Source organism: Mycobacterium sp. NAZ190054, from assembly GCF_001545925.1.
GTDB lineage: Bacteria > Actinomycetota > Actinomycetes > Mycobacteriales > Mycobacteriaceae > Mycobacterium.
This window is the reverse complement of sequence record NZ_LMVQ01000505.1, coordinates 1-734: the sequence shown is the minus strand read 5'-3', so window position 1 is coordinate 734 and position 734 is coordinate 1. Positions and strand designations below refer to the sequence as shown.

Sequence of the window (734 nt, the reverse complement as noted above, 5' to 3'; positions counted from 1 at the left end):
CCGTCCGATCGCCACTCGCTCGCGGTCTACGAGTGGTACAACGGCAACCGGACGGCGGCCGACCAGCACGTCACCGATGCCATCGCGGTGCTCGATCATGCTGCGGCGCAACGGGAGGCCGGGATCGCGCGCCTCGGCGGCGATCTCGCGGGCCCGGTCCAACGCCCGGGCCGCGGCGTCGAGCCGGGTGGACTGCACGGCCAGGAACGCCTGCATGGCGAAGCTGTGTCCCAGCTGACAGGGCAACGCCGGGTCCCGTTGCGCCGCAGCATGATCGAGCACCGCGATGGCATCGGTGACGTGCTGGTCGGCCGCCGTCCGGTTGCCGTTGTACCACTCGTAGACCGCGAGCGAGTGGTGGTTGGCGCTGACCGCGACGGGAGCGTCCATGTCCATGCGGATCCGCATCGCCCGACGGCACGCGCCGATCGCGTCGTCGAGACGGTCGGTCAGGTAGTACTCGTCGGCGAGCTGTTCGAGCAGTTCGGCCTCGGCACGGCTGTCGAGCAGACCGCCACGGTCGAGCGCGATCTGGAAGAACTCGCACGCCTGGGTGTGGGCGCCCGACCGGGCGGCCGCACGGCCGGCCTGCGCGGCGGCTGTGGTGATCAGCGTCCGGTCGCCGGCGCCGAGCGCGTGGTGGGTCAGCACGGCGGGGTCCATCCGGTCCAGGTACGGCACCGCGACGTAGGGCGGATCCCCGGGTTTCGGCTCGCGCAGGTCGAGGGTGTTCT

At 71.7% G+C, this 734-nt stretch carries 1 pseudogene; it reads right to left on the bottom strand.

Annotated features, from left to right (window positions below):
- A pseudogene (locus tag ASJ79_RS25065) lies at positions 1–734 on the bottom strand (hypothetical protein); the annotation flags it as partial.